The sequence below is a fragment of the Corynebacterium alimapuense genome, assembly GCF_003716585.1.
In the GTDB taxonomy this organism is placed as follows: domain Bacteria; phylum Actinomycetota; class Actinomycetes; order Mycobacteriales; family Mycobacteriaceae; genus Corynebacterium; species Corynebacterium alimapuense.
The window spans coordinates 310,289-327,652 of record NZ_PTJO01000004.1; the positions used below are offsets into that span (position 1 = coordinate 310,289).

Genomic DNA, 17,364 nt, shown 5'->3' on the forward strand with positions numbered 1-17,364 from the left:
GTTGTTAGCGCTTCTTCAGCGCACTCATCTTCATCGACTAGGAGTCAACTCCATGTGCTATCCCGTCAATTGCAATCAATGTGGCAAGACCACCTGGGCCGGCTGCGGTCAGCATGTCGCCCAGGTAAAGGCCAATGTTCCCGCCAACCAATGGTGCACCTGCGAGAAGACCCCCAAGCAGAGTAAGCCCGGCATCTTCTCTGGTCTCTTCGGCCGCTAAACCACCTCTTTCATTCTTCTTCACTCAAGGAGCATTTCGTGACTTCCACTGTCATCGTCGGCGGCGTCGCCGGCGGCATGTCCACAGCAGCACGCCTACGCCGCCGCGATGAGCACATGGAGATCGTGGTCATCGAAGCCTCCGGGTATGTCTCCTTCGCTAACTGCGGCCTTCCCTACCACGTCAGCGGAGTCATCCCGGAGCGAGATAGCCTCCTGCTCCAGACTCCGGAATCGCTCCATGAGCGATTCAATCTCGATGTCCGCGTCAACCACTTGGTTACTGCCATCGACCGCAAGGCCCAGGAAGTAACCATCCGTAACCTTCTCGATGGCAGCGAATCTCGCGTGCACTATGACAACTTGGTGCTCTCCCCCGGCGCGACGCCGATCATGCCGCCTATTCCCGGCATTGAGCGCGCCTTGACGCTACGCACGGTCGAGGACGTCGATAAGATTTTGGCCCACCTGACCGACGACATCACTTCAGTCGCGCTCATTGGCGGCGGTTTCATCGGTCTCGAGCTGGCAGAGAATCTTCATCACCGTGGACTCAAGGTCACCATCATCGAGCGAGCCGAGCAGATCATGGCCCCGCTTGATCCGGAGATGGCTGCTATCGTGACCGATCATCTGCGCAGCAAGGGGCTAACCATCCTCACTGGTGCGGACACCGCTCAGATTGGGGACAAGGGCCTGAGCTTGGCCAGCGGAGAAATTATCGACGCCGATCTGGTCATTGCAGCCATCGGCGTCAAGCCGGAATCAACGCTGGCCCGCGAGGCGGGCTTGGCTATCGGCGAACGTGGCGGCATCAAAGTCGACGAGCAGCAGCGCACCTCCGACCCAGCGATTTTCGCCCTGGGCGATGCCGCAGAAAAGCGCGACGCGGTCTCCGGTGACGATGTCTTGGTCCCCTTGGCACAGACCGCCAACCGCCACGGCCGTTTAGTCGCCGACATCATCACCGGCCGCGACGTTCACCGCACCGCCACCCTAGGAACCTCTATCGTCGGGCTCTTTGATCTGGCCGCAGGCTCAGTGGGCTGGAACGAGAAGCGAGCAGCTTTGATGGGACAGCCGACGCGGATCATCCACGTTCACCCCGCCAATCATGCTGGCTACTACCCCGGCGCTGAGACCATTCACCTCAAGCTCGTGGTCAATCCAGAGACAGACGCCATTCTCGGCGCACAAGCGGTGGGTGCCGCGGGCGTCGATAAGCGCATCGATGTCATTGCCACCGCCATGCGTGGCGGGCTAACTGCCACCGACCTAGCGGACCTGGAGCTAGCTTATGCACCCCAGTTCGGCTCCGCTAAGGACCCGGTTAACTTTGCCGGATTCGTCAACGACAACATGGTCGCTGGCGAGCGCACCTTCCAATGGAACCAGGTCGACGAGGCCATCAACGACGGCTGGACGCTCGTCGATGTCCGCACCCCAGCTGAATTTGCCGAGGGCACCATCACCGGCGCGATTAATCTGCCCCTCGATGACCTGCGCGAGCGATTCGGCGAGCTTGAGTCCAAGAAAACTCTGGTGTTCTGCCGAGTTGGTCTGCGCGGCCATGTGGCTACCAGCTTGCTCACCCATTTGGGGATCGAAACTGCCAACCTCGACGGTGGTTTCATGACGTGGGAATACGCCCAAAAGATGGAGGGCTAGAGTGTGTGAACAAACTCCCCATCAGGAAGGCAGCAAGGGAATGAAACTCAGCCCCGAAGAGGTTAAGCCAGCAGTTACCCGACTCAAGCGCGCTCAGGGCCAGCTCAATGCAGTGATCCGCATGCTGGAAGAGGGACACGAGTGTGAAGATGCGGTCACCCAGCTGGCGGCGGTGGCCAAGGCCATCGACCGGGCTGGCTATCTCGTAGTCTCCACCGGGATGAAAAAGTGCTTCACGGAAGCCGATCCTGAGGACTATGACGAAAAGAAGCTAGAAAAGATGTTCCTCTCGCTGGCTTAAACGCCTGAGCTCAGTCGATGCTAACCCCGACCCACACGGGCTCGGGGACTAGCGTCACGCCAAATTTCTCGCGCACTCCATCGCGTACCGTGCGCGCTAGATCCACCAGATCAGCGGTCTGCGCCGTTCCCCGATTAGTCAAGGCCAAGGTGTGTTTGGTCGATAATCTGGCTGGTGCGGACTCATTAGGAAAACCTTTGTCGAAGCCGGCGCGATCAATCAGCCAGGCTGCCGAGAGTTTCGATGTCCCTTGGCCTGCGGGGAAACGCGGCATTCGTTCTGCGTCACTCTCTCCCCTGATCGCGCGGACTTGTTCCCGCACCGAATCAGCCAGTGCATCATCGACGACCGGATTAGTGAAAAACGAACCAGCTGACCAGGTGTCATGGTCTGCGGGATCTACTACCATTCCTTTGCCTCGGCGTAGTTTCAGGACTTGTTCACGCACATCGGCTACCGGCCATCGTTGACTCGGCTCACTGGCGCCCAGACCGCGTGCTAGCTCACCAAAGCGCAAGGGAGCAGATAGCCCATCCACGTTCAGTTGCAGCTCTACCTCCAACACCACCCCACGAGAGGTGAACTTGAGGTTGGAATGGCGATAGCCCAGATCTAGCTCGGAGGCAGCTACCCACTCCACGGCCCCGGTAGAACGATCGAGCAATCGCACCCGAGTAAGCACATCGGAAATCTCGGCCCCGTAGGCGCCAACGTTTTGGACTGGGGTGGCACCGGTAGATCCGGGGATTCCCGAGAGGCACTCGATCCCGCCCAACCCGGCGGCTACGGTCGCTGCGACCACCTCATCCCAGACAACTCCGGCCCCGGCGCATACGAGGCCCGTGTCAAGGTCAATCTCGAGGGCGTCTTGGGCCATGACCACAGCCACCAGATCGAGCTGGCCATCGGCGACCACCAAATTTGAACCACCGCCGACAATCAGCAGGGCGATATTGGCGGCGTCGAGAGCCGTGACGGCCGACACCGCTGCTGCGGTGGATTCGCACTGCACGGTCAGGCGAGGTTTTCCACCCAGGTGCAGGGTGGTCAGGTCCGAGAATCGCGACTGCTCATCGAGGGCAATACCGGCGGTCTCCCGAAGGCGCGCGAAAATGTCAGGGGTCAGAGATGAATCACTCACCCGCCTAACGGTAGTCTCTAACCTATGGCATCCCGCAGTGAGAACTCCGTATTGATCAATCAGCCGGCCGAGAAGGTCCACGCCGCGCTGACCAACGCCGACTACTGGGCATTTATTGCCGAGAAGCTCTCCCCCGAGCCCGGCGAAGTTAATAGCTTCGAGGCCACCGAAGGTGGCGCTGTAGTTACCCTCTTCGAGGTACTACCGCTAGACATCCTCCCCGAGGCTGTCCGCGCCATGATTTCTCAGGCGCTGAAGGTTAAGCGCACTGTGACGGTCGGCCCGCTGGCCGACAACGCTGCTCATATCACCTACACCGCCGACGTCAAGGGCACTCCCGTTGACTTCTCCGGCGAAATCGCCCTGTCAGGAACCGAGACCACCACCACGTTGGCTTATAACAACGAGGTCATCGTGAACATCCCGTTCATGGGTCCGGCCATCGAGCCGAAGGTTGGCGCAGCACTGGGCGATCTCTTTAACAACGAAGGACAGCTCACCGCCGAATGGATTGCCCAGAACATCTAATTAGCGGCTCGAATTCACCTCAGCTATGGCCGATCACGCCCATAATCTCCGAGCAGAGTTTGGGCGCGGTCGGCCTTTTGGTGTCATCACCCGTGGGACGACTGGGTTCAACCGACTGCGACGTTCCGATCGCTGGACAATTCACCAGCATCAGGTCCGCTCCCTCCTTGCTCACGCTGACTCACCACTAGCCATCGATGTCGGCTACGGAGGCTCTTACACCACGACGGTGGAGTGGTCACGTGCTCTGCGAACCCTGCGGCCAGATGTGCGGACCATCGGCTTGGAGATTGATCCTCAGCGGGTGCTACCTCCGCGTGAGGGAGTGCACTTCGAGTTAGGCGGATTCGAGCTGGCCGGCTACCGACCACACATGGTCCGCGCCTTCAATGTTTTGCGACAATACGACATCAAACAAGTAGAACAAGCGTGGGAGATGGTCTGCTCTCGGCTAGCACCTGGCGGACTGTTTGTAGAGGGAACCTGCGATGAACTCGGGCGTCGCGCGGCTTGGTTGTTGCTAGATGCTCAAGGACCACTCTCGTTGACGCTGGCCTGGGATCCTTTCGACGTTTCTACCCCCTCAGAGCTGGCTGAACGCCTCCCTAAGGCACTAATTCATCGCAACGTTCCCGGCGAGCCAATCCATGCCCTACTTTGCGCCGCCGACCGCGCCTGGGAGCATGCCGCTGGCTGGGAGTCCTATGGGCCGAGGGTTCGCTGGGCACAAGCTCGGCAATTACTTATCCACGACGGCGTTCCGCTCGCCCCGATCCGCCGGAAGATCCGTGACAATGTTCTGACAGTTCCCTGGGAGATGGTTGCCCCAACCGATGGTCATAGGTGACACTGGTCGACATGGCCCGTTCACGCTCGTCCGTCCTCTGGAAAATAATCCTCGGCATCTTGGTTACCCTGCTGGTATTAATGCTGGTTGCTGAGTTCAGCCTCCGGTGGCTCTTTGGCAATCAGCTCCGTGAGAGCTTCAACGCGCAGGCAGAAGAATCTGGGGTGAGCTTGAGCGAGGACCCGACGATCTCCTTCGGTTCCACCCCGCTGATATTTTCGGCACTCTCCGGCAGCGTAAGCCAGATGGAGATCACCACACCCTCGACGTTGAGTATCACCAATCCCGGCGGGGAGGACGCCGCACCGGTAATCGAAGGCGACCCAGGTGCCAACATCCTGCTCGAAAATCTCGATATCTCAGACTTGGACAATCCTGTGGCTGGCCAGATGGTGGTCACTACCGAGATGCCTGAGGAATATCTGCTGGCGACCATACAACAGTCTCTGGCGGAGGAGAATCAGTCTTCGGATGGGGCTTCACAACTTCTCCAGAACCTCATTCAGATCACCGACGTGAACACTAACGTCGAGGCGGGCACCCTGGACGTCGAATTTAGCGGCGGGGTTGCTGAGCTGAGCTTGCGGCCGGTGACCACCAACGATCAGCTGAGTTTCGAGGCCAGCGAAGCTGCGATCTTCGGCATCAGCTTGCCCGATCAGGTAGCGGATGTCATTACTAATGGCCTCGACTCCAGCATTGCGGAGCAAACCGGGGGCCTCAATATTGGGACTTTTGAAATCATTGACGGAGCGGTAAAAATCACCATCACCGGGGAAAACGTCAATCTCAATGAGATTGCGGACTCTGCGTCACTGACTCAATAGCCAGGTCGGGTCCGTCACCGCGACCCGCTCTGCGCCTTGTTCTAATTGTGTGAGCACCCCGCCAAGATCGGCTATCCCCAGCACGGTAGTGGGCAGGATCATGCTCACTGAGCTTATCGACGCCCGCGCATCGACCGCTTGAGCTGCCTCCTCCGGCCACCAGCCACTCGCCGTGACCAACTTGTCAATCCCCGCTAGGCGGGCGGTACGGGCCACTGAGAGTGTCTGCTGTACGGTCCTGGCTGGCAGCTCAAGGAGCACTGCTAGTTGCACTGGATGCGGCACCGATTCACGGACAGCGACAAATTCCGCGAGCAGAGTGTTTTCTTCCGAGATTGCTGGGTCCGGGGCCAGCCAAATCTCCCCGGCTCCCTGTTGGACAGCTAGCCGCGCTTCCGCGGCCTTAACCAAGCTGTGGTGGCGGCCGGAAGGGAAACCAACTACTGAAGCCACGGTCAGCTCTGTATCTTCTGCCGCCGCCACCGCAATGCTCAGCTGAGAAGGCGCGACCGATACACCGCCGAGCCCAAGCTCTGCTGCAACCTCGACGCCTGCTTGAACTTCCGTCTGGGTTATCCCAGGTGAGGTAAGCGAAAAAAAGACGCGGCCATTAAGCCACGCCTGGTCTTCTGTGAGAGCTGTCACCAGTTGTTGCTTCCGTTAATCAACGAACGCAGCTGGGGACGGACATCAAACCAGTACAGGCCGATGACCACCATGCCGATCCACGATAAAAACGGCATCCGAGTAAACACCACGAAGGCGGAAGCAAAGAGGATTCCCACCCAGATCCACTTGGACTTTCGGTCCCCAGCGGGATACGCATCATCACGAGTGGTAGCTGCGAAGAATGCACCCGCCAGCCCTGCCATGGCGATCAGAGAATAGAGGATCAGCTCGAAGGTGAAATAGCCGTTGAGCAAGATAGCGCTGGTCATTTCAGGTTCTAGTCATCCTTAGTAGTAGTCGGAATATCATCAACGCTGATGACTTCTCCGTCGATCATATGTGGCACAGGGCCGGTCTGCGAATCTGTGGAGGCCTCGGCGGATTGACCGCCCTTTCCGGTGAAAGATCCCGCCTTTTTGACCAGATCATCTAGGCGTGCTCGCAGATCATCGATGATCGATTCTTCGGCAGCAGTAGAGTCGGAGCCTTCGCTTCGCTTGGCACGGACCTGAGCCACGGTGTCATCAAAACTCTGGCGGACAGACGCGACCGCTTTGTTCAACGCTTCCCGAGCTTCCACTGTCGCTGCGGAGTCTTTGGTCTCACCGGCCGCGCGCTGAGCAGTAGATGCCAGGTCGCGAATGATTCCCTCGGTATGGCCAGCAAAAGTGGCAGTGACGGAACGATAGTCCTCGGAGGTTTTTGCCCCAGAGAGACCTTCCTTCGCCTGCTTGGCAGCTGCCTTGAATCGACTCAGTGAAGAGTCCGCTTCTTCCTTCGCATTATCCACGGTCTCCTCGCCTTCTTCAGACTTGGAAGGTTTGTGGTCTTCGCGGAGGCGGCCACCAAAATCAGTGACCACTCCGCCCACATGCGAACCTGCGGAGAGCAACGCTTGGAAAGGCTCACGCAGATTCTTCAACACAGAGTTGCCGGTGTCTTCCGGGGTCGTCTCGTCTTTCGGGGTGGTCATGGAAGCTTCCTCCTGGGGGATCTTCTGTTCAGGCTCCGAATAGCAGGTGGTTCCCAGTGTAAATTACCAGGCCCGCTAGCGCACCGACGATGGTGCCGTTCAGTCGAATGAACTGCAAATCTTTGCCTACCATCAGCTCAATCTTGTCGCTTGCTTCCTCCGCATCCCAACGCTCGACAGTCTCGGAGATAATGCCGGTAACTTCTCCGGCATAGTTATCTGCCAAGAAGGCAGCGGCACCGGCAATTCGACGATCCAGGCTCAACCGCAGTTCCGGATCAGTCTGAATGTTGGTTCCCCAGGTCAAAGCCAATTCCGCAATCTTGGTCCGCAAGAGGGAGTTTTCATCATCAGCGGCCGCGATCAAGGAGGTCGACGTCGATGACCAGAGGGTCTGGGCAGCTCCGCGCACTGGGGTCGAACCCATGAGATCTTGCTTGATCCCCTCGACCCGAGCGATCATGGCCTCATCGTGCTGGAGATCATCCGCCAGAGTGCCCAAGAAGCGGCGGATGGAGTCACGTGCTTCATGTTCTGGGTCCTCAGCCACTGCAGCGGTGAAAGCTACCAATTCTCGATAGACCTTGGCACCGACTAAGTTCCGGGCGAAACGAGGCGACCAACTAGGCATCCGCTCATCAATCAGATGGACGATCGTCTCTTCCATCCCCACGATCTTCTTATGCCCCCAGTCAGCAACTTCCTGAATGACAGGTTCCGTGCGGCCTTCCTCAATCAGATCCGCGAGCAAGCGTCCAACTGGTGGGCCCCAGTCTGGCTCGGCGAGCTTGTCGATCAGCTGGGATTGGATCACCGCCTCCGCTTCCTTCGGATCAAGCGCCTTGATCGCATTGGCGCCTAGCCTCCCAGCCTCCCGAGAGACTTTAAGAGCGTTATCCCGGTCGCTGAGCCACTTCCCGATGCGCTCTGGGAGGTTGGCGGAACTGACCTTCTCAGTAATCAATTCGGAGTTGAGGAAGTTCTCCCCCACGAACTCCGATAATGCCTGGCCCAGCTGGTCCTTCTTCTTCGGGATCAACGCAGTATGCGGAATCGGGAGCCCGATCGGGTGCCTAAATAGTGCAGTGACGGCGAACCAGTCGGCGAGTCCACCGATCATCCCGGCCTCGGCGGCGGCTCGGACATAACCTACCCATACTGGAGTCTCACCTGGCTGGGACTGCCACCAACTGCAGGCGAGAAACACCACAGCTGCGACCACCAGCAAACCGGTAACGAAGGCCTTATGCCGCTTGAGGGTACGTCGGCGCTGGGCTTCCACCTCCGGGCTAGGCCCAGGAACCGAACGGTCCTTAGTCGCGTTGCCTTCTTGAGGCGGTGAGGCTACCTCGGAAGTTTCTTCAATGCTGTGTCTGGCCATGTCCTCCATTATGACCAACCAGCGACTTCTCGGGTTCGGCGGTGCGCGCTCAGCTCAGTTCTAGCGCGTACATCAATAGGTTTATGGAGGTAATCAGCACAATAATGCTGGCTAGAACGGTAATAAGATAGCGAGACATCTGTTTAGGATATGTCAGAAAATCTTACAGAAACACGAAACTCCGCCGACCTGCACAAGGCAGGAAGGCGGAGTGTGGAGAACCGAGAGACGTCAGTCCAACAAAATCCTAGTTGCTACGACCAGTGGTCTTGCGGTATTCGCGGTAGTTACGACGACCGTAGTAGATCAAACCGAAACCAGCTGCTCCCAGCACTGCGGCGATGACGATGCCAATCCAGAGGTACAGATTGAGGTTGTACTCTGCGACAGTGACGCCCTGTCCCCACAAGGAGGTAGCGGCAACCCAAATGATGATGCCAATTCCCACCAGTGCGGACAAGAGCAGGCCCATGCCGATCCACGTGGAGCTGCGCTCCAGCGAGGAGTGCCCAGCGTTTAGGGAGGAAGGCTCATAGCCCTCAATGTAGGAATCGTGGATCTTCGGAGCGTAGTTCGGGAAACTCTCCGAAGACTGGTCTGCTACTGCAAAATTATTGGAACTCATGACGTGTTCTCACTTTCGTCTCTCGTGACTCGGTTAATTACCGAGCCTAGTCGTCCTTGCCACGGAACGCTGCACGTGCGCGCTCCTTGGTGATCGCTGCGACCGCGGTCAGCGGGACGCCAGCCGGGCAGACGTCAGCGCACTCGCCGTAAAGCGAGCAGTGACCGAAGTTGGTCTCCATCTCATCGACCATATTACGGGCACGCTTGCCGCGCTCTTCCTTGCCCAACGGCATAAGCGACAGGTGGACCAGCTTCGCGCCGGTGAACAGGTGCGCAGCACCGTTCGGGCAGGCAGCGACGCAGGCGCCACAGCCGATGCAGGCAGCGTGGTCGAGTGCGAGCTCAGCAGTCTCATGGTTCAGGTGCAGGGTATCGGCATCCGGAGCGGTGCCTGCGTCGATGGAGACGTAGCCACCCTTCTGCATAACGCGGTCAAGTGCGGAACGGTCGACGACCATGTCCTTGATGACCGGGTAAGCGGCAGAACGCATCGGCTCCAGCTTGATGACGTCACCGTCGTTGTAGCCAACCAGTCGCTGCTGGCAGGCAGGAGTGTTTTTGCCGATACCGTGCGGGCGGCCATCAACAGTGATGCCACAGGTGCCGCAGATGCCTTCACGGCAGTCCGAGGCGAACATGAAAGGATCCTTGTTCTCCTCGATCAGCCGGTTGTTGACGTGGTCAAGCAGTTCCAGGATCGACATCTGTGAAACCGCGTCCGGGACCTGAACGGTCTCGAAAGCGCCCTTCTGCGTCGGTCCGGCCTGGCGCCAGATCTCAAGTGTCAGCTTCATTACTTGTAGTTCCTTGTCTGCAGCGGGATCGATTCGAAGTTCAACGGCTCTGCGTGACGAATGAACTTGTCTTCGCCAGCCGGCTCCCATGCCGAGACGAAGCACCAGTTCTCGTCATCGCGCTCCGCTTCGCCGTCCTCAGAGAGGTGGTCATCGCGGAAGTGCGCACCACAAGACTCATCGCGGTCAAGGGCGTCGACACACATGAGTTCACCCAGGTCGATGTAATCGGCAACGCGAGTGGCGTACTCGAGTGCCTGGTTCATGTAGTTCTGCTCGCCTGGGATCCGGACGTTGGCCCGGAAGTCAGCGCGGAGCTTACGAATCCGCACGATGGCATCTTCCAGATCCGGAACGTTGCGGGAAACACCGCAGGCGAAGTACAGGATCTCGCCGAGCTGACGATGGTAGTAGTCAGCTCCGTGCGGGTCCGGGCCATCAATGTTCAAGAGGTTCTCAACACGTGCATGGGCACGCTCGACGGCCTCGGCTGCCTCTGGGGAATCCGGCGACAAAGCCTTCTCGCCCAGCAGCGGGGCCAGGTAGTTCGGCACCGTGAACGGGAGGGTGAACCAGCCATCGACGGAAGCCGACAGCAGGGAGTTAGCACCGAGACGGTTTGCACCGTGGTAGGTCCACGAAGCCTCACCGGTACAGAACAGACCCGGGATAGAGGTCATCTCGTTGAAGTCGGTCCACAGGCCACCCATGGTGAAGTGACAGGTGGGAGCGATACGCATCGGGGAGGAGTAAGGGTCCTCGCCAATGGCCTCTTCATACATCTGGAAGAGGTTGGAGTAGCGCTCGCGGATGGTGCTCTGGCCCAGGCGTTCCATTGCGTCACGGAAATCCAGGAATGCGGAGTTATTCAGCGGGCCAACACCGAAACCGGCGTTGATCTGCTGAGAAATCGCACGGGAGGCAACATCGCGCGGGACCAAGTTACCGAAGGCCGGGTAGCGGCGCTCCAGGAAGTAGTCGCGCTCGTCCTCGGGGATCGAGTTCGGCTCACGGTCATCGCCGGGCTCCTTGGGAGACCAGATTCGACCGTCATTACGCAGCGACTCCGACATCAGAATCGTCTTGGACTGCCAGGTCGCATTGACCGGCAAGCCGGTCGGGTGGAACTGGATGAACGACGGGGATGCGAAGTAAGCGCCGAGCTCGTACGCACGCATGAGAGCGGAAGCGTTCGAGTTCTTGGCCAGCGTCGACATGTGATAAACGTTGCCGTAACCACCGGTTGCCAGAATGACGGCATGCCCGGTGTAAGGGGTCAGCTCACCGGTAATGAGGTTACGAGTGACGATGCCGTCGCAGCGCTTCTTGCCATCGCGCTCGGTGACGATCAGGTCAACCAAGTCGTTATGGGTGAAGATTTCTACATTGCCCAAGCCGACCTGGCGGGTCAGCGCAGAAGCAGTCGATAGCTGCAGCTGCTGACCGGTTTGGCCACGGGTGTAGTAGGTGCGGGAAACCTGCACGCCACCGAAGGAACGGGTAGCCAAGGCTCCACCGTATTCGCGGGCGAAGGGAGCACCGATGGCGTTCATGTGGTCAATGACGCGGACGGACTCTACGGCCAAGCGCCAGCAGTCGGACTCGCGGCAGCGGTAGTCGCCACCCTTAACGGTGTCCTTGACGTGGCGGTAGGCACCGTCGTTGTCCACGCGCTTGCCACGGGCGGAGTTAACGCCACCCTGAGCAGCGATGGAGTGCGCACGACGAGAGGAGTCATGGTAGGTAAAGACCTTGACGCTGTAGCCGAGCTCGCCGAGTGCAGCAGCTGCGGCACCACCGGAAAGGCCGGTACCGACGACGAGCACCTCGAACTTACGGCGGTTGAGCGGGGAAACCAGGGACATATGGTCCTTCTGGTAGGTCCACATCTCCTTGGTCGGAACGCCCTTGGGCTCCGCATTGTCAAGAACCCGTCCCGGGCGAACGCCTTCGATGGGCGAGGCTGGGTGAGAGAACTCTGACTTAGTGGCAGTCTCGATGTTGTTCATGTGTATTTTCCCTTCCGACCTAGCTGATCCAGCCAAGTGCGATGGACAACGGCATCGAGATGTTGCCAATCATGACGATGGCCGGCACCAGGTAGGCGACGACGAGCAGAATCTTGCGCCAGCGCTTGCCGGTAATGCCCAGGTCAGAGACCGCGAGCCAAATACCGTGAGACAGGTGCAGGAAGAGCACCACCATGGCAACAATGTAGAAGAGTGCGACAGGCCAGCGACTGAAGCTAGCGACCATGTTCGCGTAGATCTCACCGTGAGCAAAGCTATCGGCAGCAGCCGGAGTGACACCCATCGTCAGATCCAGAACGTGGAAGATCACGAACAGCAGCAAGACGATGCCGGTGATCAGCATCGAGCGGCTGGTGAAAGAGTTCATGCCGCCAACTAGGTTGGTGCGCTTGAACTTGCCTCGGGAAACTCCGGAACGTCCGGATAGAGCGAAAGCACCATGAACGTGCAGGACCAAGGCGGCCAGCAGCACAATACGGAAAATCCACAGAATGGACTCACGCGGGAAGATCGGCGCGCCCATAGAGCGGAGAAATTCTCCATACTCATTAATGGCAATAATGCCGTCATGGTCAGGCATGTAGAGCTTCAGGTTACCGACCATGTGTACCAGGACATACAGTCCGAAGATGAGGCCAGTAACGGCCATCACCAGCTTAATGGCCCAGGTCGGGTACGACGGCCGCTCACGCAGCGGCTTCTCAGTAATCTTGCCGTGTACGATCGCGTCACGGTCTGCATTTTTAACAGTCATGGCACCTCCAGTGTCGCTCATACTTTACGGCGACACCCCCGGCCTGGACCACTTACTCGGACAGCCAATTTTCCGGTTCCCCCCTCCAAATAGCCCTGAAGGCAACAAACTTTAGGGAAGGGTTACCTAATCCCTCTGGGGCAAAACTAGCGCCTGCCACGACGGTTGCCCCAGCTAGACCCGAAACGAACACTCTCAGCCCCCTCTTGTGAGGTTGGTCACTGAACAATGTCCGATATCACTAAATCACCCCGTATGGTGTCAAACTTTCGATAAAGCTCCAGCGTGCACCCTCATGCGATCGCAACATTTACTAAATTTCTCAACTACCCCATGCAAAATTAGCAGAATGGCACTCAAGTGAGCCCGGTCACGCTAGGCTGTCGTCATGGGAAAGACCTATGTGGGTTCACGCCTTCGACAACTACGCCGCGAACGAGACCTCAGCCAAGCCTCATTGGCCTCTACGCTCGGACTGTCCGCCAGCTACGTCAACCAGATCGAACACGACGTCCGCCCGCTAACAGTTCCAGTACTATTGCGCATCACCGAGGCCTTCGGCGTCGACGCCACCTTCTTCTCTCGCGATGATGATTCTCGGCTGCTTGCAGAGATCCAAGACGTGGTCTTAGACAAAGAGCTGTGCCCCAACCCGGTAGAGCTTCAAGAGCTCTCGGAGCTGGTCTACAACCATCCCGCTATCGCCCGAACGATGGTGGACATGCACCGTCGTTATCGGAACGTCCGCGACAAACTCTCCATCGCCACCGATACCCGCAGGTTCGTCGGCCCCCTCACTACCGACGCCAGCACGCAGATCCTGTCTATGCCCCACGATGAGGTCCGAGACTTCTTCTACGCTAGGCAGAACTATCTCAAAGCCCTCGACACGACAGCCGAGGATATCGCCGAGCAACTCGGCGTGGAGCGTTTCGGGATCCGCAGCACCGAGATTGCCCTGGCTCAACGACTGCGCCAATCGCATGGCATCGAAATCACCACGTCCCCGGAGCTCGATGGAACTTTGCATAGCTTCGACCGAGAAACTGGCCACTTGCAATTAGCTAGTCGCCTTGATTCCGGCCAGCGATCCTTCCGCATGGGCATGGAGCTGGCCTATCTCGAGGCCAATGAAACGATCGAAGACCTTGTCGCAGAGGAGCATTTCACCTCCGAAGCATCCAGAAACCTTGCTCGACGTGGACTGGCCAGCTACTTCGCCGCGGCCGTGATCCTTCCCTATCGAACGATTCATGCAGAGGCCGAACGCTCCGGCTATGACGTTGACTTCCTCAGCCAAGTTTTTGGCGTCGGCTACGAAACTGTGGCTAGTCGGCTATCGACTCTGCAACGACCAAATCTCCGAGGCATTCCTTTTACCTTCGTCCGTGTTGATAGAGCCGGGAACATGTCTAAACGCCAATCGGCTACGGGCTTTCACTTGGCTAACTCCGGGGGAACCTGCCCGTTGTGGAATATCTACGAGACTTTTACCAACCCTGGAAGTATCCTCCGTCAAGTAGCTCAAATGCCCGACGGCCGAAACTATCTCTGGATCGCCCGCACCGTCCGACACCATCGTGGTCGCTTTGGCGAAACCGGGAAGCTCTTTGCCATCGGACTTGGTTGTGAAGCCCGCCATGCTGATCGAACGGTCTACGCGGAAGGCCTCAACCTCAGTGATCTTTCCGGGGCCACCCCTATCGGAGCTGGCTGCCGAGTCTGCCCTCGAGAAAACTGCGCCCAGCGAGCCTTCCCTCAGATCCACGAAACAATCGTCATCGACGCCCACCGCTCCTCGGTGGCTCCCTATAATTAGCCTTTCGGTAGCCATCGCTCGTCTGTGTAGCGTCCCTGCCGCATCCGGCGTTCATATTCGCGCAGGTTGTAAGTTGCGCTGCGAATCTCCACGTCTCGGTCAAAATTGGAGCCGAGTGACCCGGCCATAGTGCCCAGCGAAGCGCTGAGCCAAGCGATAGCCAAATAGGTTGGTAGCCCGATATCGCGGCCCAATTCGGTCTCAAGGTAGCTAGCCGGAATCACCACACCCGCGGCCACAAACATCACCAGCAGTGCCAGCAGATAGATCATGAGCACCGTTAGCCCGATAGTGCCGACCGTTGCAAGATTGTCCACTCGCTCTCGCCATCGGGTCTCTTGGGTTCCTCTTCGCTGCCACAACCGATTGTGGACAATCAGCCAAGAGGTTAGGGCGACTACTGAGAGCAGACTGATCAGCAGCAACCTCAGATTGCTAAGCCCTTCGGCCATCGTCCAGATGGAGCCATAGAAAATACCAAAGCCACCGGTGGCGGCAATAGCTGCCAATGAACTTGATAGAACTGGAATGAGATGACCTGGCTGATTTCCTCGCACCATCCCAGCGACCATCTGCAGACTTCTGCCGGGGTGTTCTAGGATTCGAGTGCGAACGTCAGGAGCCTCTGCCGAATCCTCTTTCTCTACTGGGTCGCTACCTTTTCTAAAGACTCCCAGCTTCGGCTCAGAATCCTCGATGAGGCTGATCAGTTCCTTCCGCAAGCGACGGGTGGCTTGGAACGCACCCAGTGCGGGGAGACTGATGAGAATCGCATTATCTTCAACTGCCCGCTGGCTAACCACAGGATGTTCCCACGCAGTCAGCGGAAGATCAGTGATATAAATCAATCGATCCCAACCACGGTCTTCGAGGATCCTGCCAGCGTAATGGGAGATCAAGACATCCCCGTCCGGAGACATCGGCACCGTTTCTGCCCTGATCTCTATTTCCCCAATATCCGGATACTTACCCTTAGTGCTTCGGGTGCCATCTTCTTCAGTCTCGTGCTGGATATCCTCTAGCAACTGCGACGCTATTTTTTGGACTTCTTCCAACGGTTTGCCTTCGTCGGCCAGAATGCCAATAACCTCCACTGCGGACCCCCTGTGTTTTCCGTCGGTCATCAAAGCTCAGAAAATATGAAAACCACGGGACCCGTATAGGGATCCCGTGGTCGGTGAAGCAGTGGCGCGATCCGTCCGAGGAAAGTCCTCGAGCAGATCGCAGCCAAGACCTAGAAGTTGATCATGTGCCCCGAGATACCCTCGGCGGCTTCCTTCATAGCCTCTGAAAGCGTCGGGTGAGTATGGACATTGCGCCCAATCTCCTCGGTGGTCAGATCGAAGCGTTGTGCCAAGGTCAACTCCGGCAGCAGCTCCGAAACATGGGAGCCAACCAAGTGGCCGCCCAAGAGCTCGCCGAATTCAGCATCCGCCACCAGTTTCACGAAACCTGCGGTCTCAGCCAGTCCTGCAGCCTTGCCGTTCGCCGAGAAGGGGAATACGGCTACCTTGATTTCCCGGTCCGCGAACTTCTCGCGGGCCTGGGCCTCGGTGTAGCCGAAGGAGGCGACCTGAGGATTACAGAAGGTGGCACGCGGCAGCATCATGTAGTCACCCAGCAGCTGGGTTTCCGCACCTGCGATAACTTCTGCGGCGACAACGCCTTGGGCCTCGGCAACGTGAGCAAGCTGCAACTTCGCAGTGACGTCGCCGATAGCGAAGATGTGGTCGACGTTAGTGCGCATGTAGTCATCGATGGCGATGGCGCCACGATCGGTGAGCTCAACGCCGGTGTTTTCTAGGCCGAAGCCCTCAACGCGCGGGGCGAAACCGATGGAGATCATCACACGGTCGACGGTGAGGGTGTCAGTCTTCTTGCCGTCCTTGGACTCAACGTCTACCTCAACGCTGTCACCGTTGTCACGGACTCCGGTGGTCTTGTAACCGGTAAGCAGCTTCACGCCGAGTTTCTTGTACTGCTTGGCGATCTCCTTGGAGATATCCGCGTCCTCATTCGGCAGGACTCGGTCCATAAACTCCACGATAGTGACGTCCACGCCGTAGTTAGCCAGGACATAAGCAAACTCCATGCCGATGGCGCCGGCGCCGACGATAACCATAGAATCCGGCAGGTCGCTGTCGAGGATCTGTTCCTCGTAGGAGACGACATTTCCGCCAAGCTCTACCCCGGGCAGTGAACGGACAACCGAGCCGGTAGCCAGGATGCAGTTATCGAAGGTGAGGGTCTTGCCGGCATCCTTGCCGTCGGTGACCTCAATGGTGTTGGCATCCTTGAAGGATCCGAAACCATCGACCTCCGTGATGGAGTTCTTCTTCATCAAGAAGTGGACACCCTTGACGATGCCGTTCGAGACCTGGCGGGAGCGCTTGTGTGCAACACCGAAGTCAAAGGACACCTCTCCGGAGATGCCAAAGGTCTTAGCCTCATGATTGAAAGTGTGCGCAACCTCCGCGTTCTTCAGCAGAGCCTTGGAGGGGATACAGCCCACGTTGAGGCAAACACCACCCCAATACTGCTTCTCGATGACGGCAACTTTCTTGCCGAGCTGGGCGGCACGGATGGCAGCGACGTAACCGCCAGGGCCCGCACCGAGGATTACAACGTCATAATGTTCAGTCACGTCACCCAGGATACGTAAAGGGGGCCCCGGTGTCATCGATTAGGACACCAGAGCCCAGAAACAACAGATCCCCGGCCGACTCAAAAGCTGAGCGGTCCGGGGTGCCAGACGTAGAAGTCCTGTGAAAATCAGAAGAGGCCGA

At 58.2% G+C, this 17,364-nt stretch carries 18 protein-coding genes; 7 read left to right on the forward strand and 11 right to left on the reverse strand.

The window, feature by feature from the left end:
- Nucleotides 1-52: 52 nt before the first annotated feature.
- From C5L39_RS10725 to C5L39_RS06730, 3 genes are read left to right on the forward strand one after another with little or no spacing between them, the layout of a single operon-like run.
- The gene (locus tag C5L39_RS10725; protein WP_165858002.1) at nt 53-220 is read left to right on the forward strand and encodes a hypothetical protein; all 168 of its coding nucleotides are present in this window, start codon (nt 53-55) and stop codon (nt 218-220) included.
- 38 nt (nt 221-258) lie between these two features.
- A complete protein-coding gene (locus C5L39_RS06725) occupies nt 259-1,887 on the forward strand; it encodes an FAD-dependent oxidoreductase (protein WP_123048105.1) in 1,629 nt (542 codons plus the stop codon).
- 40 nt (nt 1,888-1,927) lie between these two features.
- Nucleotides 1,928-2,188 (forward strand): metal-sensitive transcriptional regulator, encoded by a 261-nt coding sequence (locus C5L39_RS06730; protein ID WP_123048106.1) that lies wholly within the window; start codon nt 1,928-1,930, stop codon nt 2,186-2,188.
- A 10-nt stretch (nt 2,189-2,198) separates the two neighbouring features.
- On the opposite strand, the gene C5L39_RS06735 is transcribed toward C5L39_RS06730, so the two are convergent.
- On the reverse strand, nt 2,199-3,329 hold the full coding sequence (locus tag C5L39_RS06735) for a UDP-N-acetylmuramate dehydrogenase (RefSeq protein WP_123048107.1): 1,131 nt from the start codon (nt 3,327-3,329) through the stop codon (nt 2,199-2,201).
- Nucleotides 3,330-3,353: 24 nt separating this feature from the next.
- Between C5L39_RS06735 and C5L39_RS06740 the strand changes: the two genes are divergently transcribed.
- The 3 genes from C5L39_RS06740 to C5L39_RS06750 are packed head-to-tail and all read left to right on the forward strand — an operon-like array spanning nt 3,354 to nt 5,531.
- Nucleotides 3,354-3,857: a DUF2505 domain-containing protein gene (locus C5L39_RS06740; RefSeq protein WP_123048108.1), complete on the forward strand. Its 504-nt coding sequence runs from the start codon at nt 3,354-3,356 to the stop codon at nt 3,855-3,857.
- Nucleotides 3,858-3,882: 25 nt separating this feature from the next.
- A complete protein-coding gene (locus C5L39_RS06745) occupies nt 3,883-4,704 on the forward strand; it encodes a class I SAM-dependent methyltransferase (RefSeq protein WP_123048109.1) in 822 nt (273 codons plus the stop codon).
- An 11-nt stretch (nt 4,705-4,715) separates the two neighbouring features.
- Nucleotides 4,716-5,531: an LmeA family phospholipid-binding protein gene (locus C5L39_RS06750; protein ID WP_123048110.1), complete on the forward strand. Its 816-nt coding sequence runs from the start codon at nt 4,716-4,718 to the stop codon at nt 5,529-5,531.
- Here the strand turns inward: C5L39_RS06750 and C5L39_RS06755 are convergent.
- The 8 genes from C5L39_RS06755 to C5L39_RS06790 all read right to left on the reverse strand — a co-directional run bounded on the left by C5L39_RS06755 (nt 5,517) and on the right by C5L39_RS06790 (nt 12,759).
- On the reverse strand, nt 5,517-6,176 hold the full coding sequence (locus tag C5L39_RS06755) for a 2-deoxyribose-5-phosphate aldolase (protein WP_123048111.1): 660 nt from the start codon (nt 6,174-6,176) through the stop codon (nt 5,517-5,519). The genes C5L39_RS06750 and C5L39_RS06755 overlap by 15 nt on opposite strands.
- Nucleotides 6,173-6,469 carry a DUF2516 family protein gene (locus tag C5L39_RS06760; RefSeq protein WP_123048112.1) on the reverse strand — a complete coding sequence of 99 codons (297 nt, stop codon included), beginning with the start codon at nt 6,467-6,469 and terminating at the stop codon, nt 6,173-6,175. Before C5L39_RS06760 ends, C5L39_RS06755 begins: the two co-directional genes overlap by 4 nt.
- An 8-nt stretch (nt 6,470-6,477) precedes the next feature.
- Entirely contained in the window at nt 6,478-7,173 is a 696-nt protein-coding gene (locus C5L39_RS06765; RefSeq protein ID WP_123048113.1) for a CGLAU_01105 family protein, read from the reverse strand.
- A gap of 28 nt (nt 7,174-7,201) precedes the next feature.
- Nucleotides 7,202-8,554, reverse strand: a complete 1,353-nt coding sequence (locus C5L39_RS06770; RefSeq protein WP_123048211.1) for a DUF445 domain-containing protein — start codon at nt 8,552-8,554, stop codon at nt 7,202-7,204.
- Between the two features lie 247 nt (nt 8,555-8,801).
- Nucleotides 8,802-9,179 (reverse strand): hypothetical protein, encoded by a 378-nt coding sequence (locus tag C5L39_RS06775; protein ID WP_123048114.1) that lies wholly within the window; start codon nt 9,177-9,179, stop codon nt 8,802-8,804.
- A gap of 46 nt (nt 9,180-9,225) precedes the next feature.
- A complete protein-coding gene (locus C5L39_RS06780) occupies nt 9,226-9,975 on the reverse strand; it encodes a succinate dehydrogenase/fumarate reductase iron-sulfur subunit (RefSeq protein WP_123048115.1) in 750 nt (249 codons plus the stop codon).
- Nucleotides 9,975-11,984 carry a fumarate reductase/succinate dehydrogenase flavoprotein subunit gene (locus C5L39_RS06785; protein ID WP_123048116.1) on the reverse strand — a complete coding sequence of 670 codons (2,010 nt, stop codon included), beginning with the start codon at nt 11,982-11,984 and terminating at the stop codon, nt 9,975-9,977. Before C5L39_RS06785 ends, C5L39_RS06780 begins: the two co-directional genes overlap by 1 nt.
- Before the next feature lie 19 nt (nt 11,985-12,003).
- Nucleotides 12,004-12,759, reverse strand: a complete 756-nt coding sequence (locus C5L39_RS06790; protein ID WP_123048117.1) for a succinate dehydrogenase cytochrome b subunit — start codon at nt 12,757-12,759, stop codon at nt 12,004-12,006.
- Between the two features lie 388 nt (nt 12,760-13,147).
- On the opposite strand from C5L39_RS06790, the gene ramB reads away from it, so the two are divergent.
- On the forward strand, nt 13,148-14,578 hold the full coding sequence (gene ramB, locus C5L39_RS06795; protein ID WP_123048118.1) for an acetate metabolism transcriptional regulator RamB: 1,431 nt from the start codon (nt 13,148-13,150) through the stop codon (nt 14,576-14,578).
- On the opposite strand, the gene C5L39_RS06800 is transcribed toward ramB, so the two are convergent.
- Nucleotides 14,575-15,702 (reverse strand): hypothetical protein, encoded by a 1,128-nt coding sequence (locus tag C5L39_RS06800; RefSeq protein ID WP_126268742.1) that lies wholly within the window; start codon nt 15,700-15,702, stop codon nt 14,575-14,577. The genes ramB and C5L39_RS06800 overlap by 4 nt on opposite strands.
- A 110-nt stretch (nt 15,703-15,812) precedes the next feature.
- Nucleotides 15,813-17,222 carry a dihydrolipoyl dehydrogenase gene (lpdA, locus tag C5L39_RS06805; protein ID WP_197714726.1) on the reverse strand — a complete coding sequence of 470 codons (1,410 nt, stop codon included), beginning with the start codon at nt 17,220-17,222 and terminating at the stop codon, nt 15,813-15,815.
- Nucleotides 17,223-17,364 lie beyond the last annotated feature (142 nt).